Genomic DNA, 6,014 nt, shown 5'->3' on the forward strand with positions numbered 1-6,014 from the left:
AATGGAGTTCCAAACCAATTGCGGTAGATCTCGGTAAACTCATTTGATGCCAGAAACTTTTCGAGTCCACGGTTTAACTGTGCTTGAAGCGCCACATTTCCTTTGGCCACCAACATGGCTCTCTTAACTTCGGCAATTGGCGTTTCCAGGGCTCTAATTTGTTCCGCAACTCTAGATTTGTGGGCAAATTTCCAAAATACAGCCTCTGGAAATACAAATGCTTCCACTTGACCCGAAAGCAGTCCAAAAAGCGCCGAAGGTACATTTTTATAAATCTTGATCTGTGTATGACCCATAGCTGCAAGCAACCGAGCAGGGCGTTTATGTTCGAGTGCCCCAATTAATTTCCCCGTCAAATCGCTCAGACTCGTTATCCCGTAAGTTTTATTACGCACGAACAAAGAAACACGAATTGTGCTTACGGTTTGAGTAAATAAAAAATCCTTTTTCCGGGCTTTGGAAACGCTAAGGCTGGGTACAACATGAACATGGCCTGCACGCAACGCCGCCCGCATGTCTCGAGGGGCCTTAAAAGAACGGTAGGTAACAGCCAGGCCCACATGCTTCGCAACCCCGTTAAGGACATCAATGGCGAATCCTGTCGGGTTACCCGATTTATCGGTTTGATAATAGGGCGGAAAGTTTGAGACAACACCGGCAATAATACTGGTAGGCTTTGTCTCCTCAGGGCCAGAGCCCCAAACCGGTAACGATCCCGCGACAAGTAAGCCACCGATAATTGGTGCAAAAATAATTTTGCTAATCCTCGGTAGAAACTTACTCATCAACATTCACCATATCAGTGCGGGACAATCGTTACGGCCCCTCTTCCATTCACACTATTCCACCGCCCGGTTTTTCCCCTGCCTAATTAGGCCGCCCTAACCTCGCTCAGGAATTTCTCCACTTCGTCACGCAGGATTTCCGACTGTTGAGAAAGTTCATTTGCGGAACCCAGCATTTGTGTGGACGCGGCCCCGGTTTCACTTGCCGCCTCTGTTACGCCGCCAATATTAGACGATACTTCGGTCGTTCCCATGGCGGCCTCTTCAACATTTCGGGCGATTTCGTTGGTCGCAGCGCCTTGTTCTTCGACGGCCGCAGCTATTGTCGATGCAATTTCATTGACGTCGCTGATGGTCTTGCCGATGCCTTGGATCGCATCAACGGCATCCTTGGTCGCGCCTTGAATGTCACCAATCTGACTGCCGATTTCATCGGTTGCCTTTGACGTCTGATTGGCCAGGTTTTTGACTTCCTGGGCCACCACCGCAAATCCTTTGCCAGCATCACCAGCCCGGGCAGCTTCGATGGTCGCATTCAGGGCCAACAAGTTGGTCTGTTCCGCAATGTCCGTAATCAGGGAAACCACTTCGCCAATCTTGTTGGCAGCTGTCGCCAGGCCTTGGATCATTTCATCAGCACGTTCCGCTTCTTTCACGGCATCACCCGTGATTTTAGTCGATTCAACCACTTGACGACTTATCTCAGAAATTGAGGCTGAAAGTTCCTCGGCTGCTGTCGCCACGGTTTGAACATTGGATGATGCTCCGTCGGCTGCGTTGGCCACTGCCTGGGACTGAGCACTTGTCTGCTCGGCGGTCGCCGAAAGGGCCTCAGCGGAAGATTGCATCTCGGTTGATGCCGACGATACGGACTGCACAATGCCACCAACCGAACTTTCGAAACCATCGGCCATTTTTAGCATCATGGCTTTCTTTTCTTCCTCAGTCCGTTTTTCCGCCGCCTTCTGCTTTTCTTCGAGCTTGATCCGTTCAACGGCGTTGTCTTTGAACACCTGAACCGCTTGCGCCATGGAGCCGATTTCGTCGCCGCGCTCGGCACCTTCAATCTCAACCGTTGTGTCGCCGGAAGCGAGTACAGACATGGCTTCTGTGATGCCTGCAATAGGACGCGTGATACCCGTGACGATAAAGAAGACCAGCAGTCCCGTGATAACCAGAAGAACCAGGGTCGTAATTCCAGCGGTATAGAAGACTTTTTGAGCAGCATTTCCTTCGTGCGCTGCAAGTTCGACTAAATCAGAAGCGACGCGGTCTTCAACCTGCTTCAGCAGGTCGATCTTCTTGGTAATTGTCCCGTAAGGCTTTTGTTACTAACTTGATCGCCCCCAAGCTGAGTTAAATGAGCAGCGACCCAAGCACAACGAGCCACCGATTAGAAGCGCGATCAACTTGCATTATTTTCTCCTCTAGTAATCATGCGACGTTAGAACCTTAGAACGACGTCGTTCGGAAATATGGGGACACTATTTGGGTCGTCGACATAAATAAGGGGGGGAATTACAATAGATCTCTCCTGAGAATTATTCCTGGAGGTTACACTCTTGGCACCACCCCCATGCGCCTGCGGACGAACTTATCAATCTCAAGGACGATAAAAGCCGGTAGCAAGGTGGGTAGGATTATCAGCCACCATTCGGCAGGAAAAGCGGCCGTCCGGAACATTGAGCTGAACACTGGAGAAATCAGCGGTAGGGACCAAACAAAAATGCAAGTAAGGATACCCAACAATAGCCACTTGTTTGTAAACGGGCTGAAGCTGAAGGCAGAACGGTAGACAGATCGCGCGCTCATGACGAAGCCAAGGTGAACCAGTAGGACAGCCCAAAATGCTGCCGTCTGCGCCTGGGTTAACCTGAGTGGATCAATGACTTTGCCGTCAACAATTGCCGCCGCACCAAAATAGTGAAACACGGCAAAGCCCGTTAGCGCGATGGTTAAGCCCACTAAGAGAACACGCTGCAAAAATAAGCTGCTTGCGATTTTAGCCGCGGGATCGCGAGGAGTTGCATCAAGGATATGTTCGGCCTTGCGCTCCATCATCAACGGCATGGTGAGGAAGAATGAATCAAACAGGTTCACCCAGAGAATCTGAACAGGCTCCAGGGGCAGGCGTACACCGAACAGCGGAATAAATGGTGCCAAAAGAACCGCGCCCATGACCAATAGCGCCTGCCCGCCGTTGGTCGGAAGCGTAAATAAAATTGCTTTTTCAAGACTGTTCCAAGCATGGCGACCTTCCTCCACCGCACCAACGATGGTGGCGAAGTTGTCGTCGGTTAACACCATGCTCGATGCTTCCTTGCTAACCGCAGTTCCCGTTATCCCCATGGCAACACCGATATCAGCAGCCTTAAGGGCTGGTGCGTCATTGACGCCGTCGCCGGTCATCGCCACGACATGACCGCCTCCCTGTAAGCTCTGGGCAATCCGAAGCTTGTGTTCAGGCGCCACTCGGGCAAATACTGAATGCTCTTCCACTGCATCGCTAAGCTCGGCGTCGCTCATCTCGGCCAGTTCTTGACCGGCCAGAACTCGATTGTCGTCGCCGTGGATGATGCCAAGTTCGCGTGAAATCGCTCGTGCGGTCAGCATATGGTCACCCGTAATCATTACGGTACGAATGCCGGCACCGCGACAGCGTTCGATGGCAACGACGGCTTCCTCACGCGGCGGATCAATCATGCCCTGCAAACCGGCAAATACGAAATCAGACAGGTCCTCGTGGCTCAATGTCGTCTTGTCTGCCGGCACCTTTTTCATCGCCATGCCGATAACCCGCAACGCCGCGTCAGCCATCTCATTGGCCGCCTGGGTAAACGCCGGGTGATCAAGTGGCACCATACCGTCATCGCCGAGTTGTGTGGAGCACATGTCGAGCACCCGCTCGGGCGAGCCTTTGAGGTATATGACATTCTCATTTTTGGCCTGATGGAGGGTCGCCATGTACATGTTACCGGACTCAAATGGGATATCGTCGAGGCGATCCAACTCGGGCGTGACAAGGACCTTCATTGCCGATGTGACTAAGGCACCCTCGGTTGGGTCTCCAATCATCTTGTAGTGGACACCATCCTCCTTCACTATTGCGTTATTACACAGGGCTCCAGCCAGAAGGGTTTCGCGCAGCGGCTCGCCTAGGACATTTTCAGAAATTATCGCACCTGCTTGGCTTAGTTCACCGTGCGGTGAATAACCAACGCCCGAGAGTTCATAAGTTCGGCCCGCGGCGTAGAGGCGCGTCACGGTCATTTCATTTTTTGTCAGCGTACCGGTTTTATCTGAACAGATGACCGTGGTGCAGCCCAAAGTCTCTGCCGCCGGCAGTCGACGGATCAGAGCATTTCTGCGTGCCATTGCCGTTGCCGCCAAGGCAAGAATCGCAGTGACGATCATTGGCAACATTTCGGGAATCGCGGCAACCACCAACGACACCGACGCGAGGAAGCTGTAAACCAGCGAGTAACCAAAAAAGGCACCGAGAACGAAATTAACAAGACCCAGGGAAATGATGGCGATGATCAGGGTCTTGGTGAATACAGCAATTTTCTTCTGCAGCGGGGTCAGTACCGTTTTAGTATGCTTGACCAAAGCCGCAATCTTGCCAAATTCAGTTCCTTCTCCAATCTCCACGACGACGCCCGTGGCCGTTCCACGCGCAAGAAAAGTACCGCCAAATGCCATGCAAATTTGATCGCCGGGTGACAAGTTTTCGCCCTCCAGCGCCTCAGTATGTTTTTCTACGGTGACCGATTCACCCGTCAGAACAGATTCATCGGCGGCAGCCTCACGCACATTAATGAGACGTAGGTCTGCGGGAATTTTGTCGCCGCCTTCCAGCAGAACCAAGTCTCCCGGGACCAGATCGCGAGTCGGTATAATGCTTACTTTTCCGTCACGCCGGACTGTGCATTCGGGGACGATCATCTCTTTCAAGGCCTGCAGCGCGTTTTCCGCTTTCCCTTCCTGGAAAAATCCGAGAACGGCATTGAGGATGACCACGCCCATGATAACTGCCGAATCAACTAACATATCGGCACCGGAAAAGGTCAGACCCAAAGTCATTGCGAATGCAGCGAGAAGGATGAAGACCAAAGGATTATTGAATTGTCGAACGAACCGAGCGAACACACTCGGTTTTTTGAATTCGAGACTGTTATAGCCGAATGTTTTATGCCGTTCGACCACGTCGTCTGTAGTGATTCCGTGACCATCGGTCTGGAGTTGTGTAAGAACCTCTTCGACAGACTTCTGATACCATTTCGAACGTGCGTTTTGTTTCAAGGCCGCCTCCTCAGCACATCCAACTTTCCCTTCCCACCTCTCGCACTAAAGACACATTGATAGCCAGCCGACATTAGTGGAGGCTAAGGGGTATAAAATCTTCACGGACGGCGAAAGCCATTGCATTATTATAATCTTTTGCTATCGCCTTCGGCGCGCCGTTGGCCGCAAATATGGCAAACAAGCATCGTCCATCTATCTTAATCGGTTTGATGTAAACCACGTGTTCAATGCCACTTTGGGCAAAATCTTTGTCTGGCACGGCCAGAATTTTCTGACCTTTCGGAGTTGCTGAAAATTTGTAATCCATCTTGCCGCTCCCATCATCAAACGCGGTGCGCTGCCTGACAGGCTTTTAGCCTGCCAGGCGGCAAGTTCACGCATCTGCCATCTTCAACCTGGAGGGCTCAATTTGTACGAGCCATCCTTTGCGTATTCTACAGTGGCATTGAGAAAGTAAACCTTTAGATCTTCGCGTGTCGGCTTGACGATGTCATACGCTTCTCCGCTCCTCGATCCGGTAGAGCAAATGAAGATTATTGGCTTATCTTTAGGTAACGTAGCCACTTTTTCCTCAACTTCATCTACAGTCATGTTAACGGCAGTCGGCAGCGATCCCATTTTAAATTCTTCCGGGGATCGCACATCAATCAAGTGCACACTCTTTGGCGCGTTTAGAACCAGATTTCGAAACGATGGAAATGTAATGGTATCTGATTCATCACCCGTGTCGATTGCCAGCTTAACCGTCTTAACGTTGCTGCCAAAAGTCGTTGGGCCGGGTCCGTATAGGTGCCGTGGATTTCAAATCCGGTTAACGCCATAAACATGATCAATACGGCTTGCGCCCAATGCCAGAAGCGTTCGAATCCTTTAAAGATATATATCTGCTTCACAGTCATGACGGCTTTCCTCTCTTAAACTTGA

The 6,014-nt window shown here is 51.2% G+C and carries 5 protein-coding genes and 1 pseudogene; all 6 read right to left on the reverse strand.

The genetic code is table 11. The annotated features are described in order from the left end of the window. Positions 1-785, reverse strand: a 785-nt coding sequence (locus HOM51_18385) for a transporter substrate-binding domain-containing protein (protein ID MBT5036485.1), incomplete at its 3' end; no start/stop codon positions are given. Between the two features lie 86 nt (positions 786-871). Next, positions 872-1,888, reverse strand: coding sequence for a chemotaxis protein (locus HOM51_18390; GenBank protein ID MBT5036486.1), 1,017 nt, complete (start codon positions 1,886-1,888; stop codon positions 872-874). Between the two features lie 451 nt (positions 1,889-2,339). Continuing rightward, positions 2,340-5,087 carry an HAD-IC family P-type ATPase gene (locus HOM51_18395; GenBank protein ID MBT5036487.1) on the reverse strand — a complete coding sequence of 916 codons (2,748 nt, stop codon included), beginning with the start codon at positions 5,085-5,087 and terminating at the stop codon, positions 2,340-2,342. Between the two features lie 73 nt (positions 5,088-5,160). Continuing rightward, a complete protein-coding gene (locus HOM51_18400) occupies positions 5,161-5,397 on the reverse strand; it encodes a DUF1150 family protein (protein MBT5036488.1) in 237 nt (78 codons plus the stop codon). 83 nt (positions 5,398-5,480) lie between these two features. Then, a complete protein-coding gene (locus HOM51_18405; GenBank protein ID MBT5036489.1) occupies positions 5,481-5,741 on the reverse strand; it encodes a rhodanese-like domain-containing protein in 261 nt (86 codons plus the stop codon). A 134-nt stretch (positions 5,742-5,875) separates the two neighbouring features. After that, a pseudogene (locus HOM51_18410) lies at positions 5,876-5,989 on the reverse strand (cytochrome B). Between the last annotated feature and the right edge of the window lie 25 nt (positions 5,990-6,014).

Source organism: Rhodospirillaceae bacterium, assembly GCA_018660465.1.
In the GTDB taxonomy this organism is placed as follows: domain Bacteria; phylum Pseudomonadota; class Alphaproteobacteria; order Rhodospirillales; family JABJKH01; genus JABJKH01.

Coding starts and splice junctions, on each gene's coding strand:
- HOM51_18390 (MBT5036486.1), bottom strand. CDS start 1,888: ATGTCTGTACTCGCTTCCGGCGACACAACGGTTGAGATTGAAGGTGCC.
- HOM51_18400 (MBT5036488.1), bottom strand. CDS start 5,397: ATGGATTACAAATTTTCAGCAACTCCGAAAGGTCAGAAAATTCTGGCC.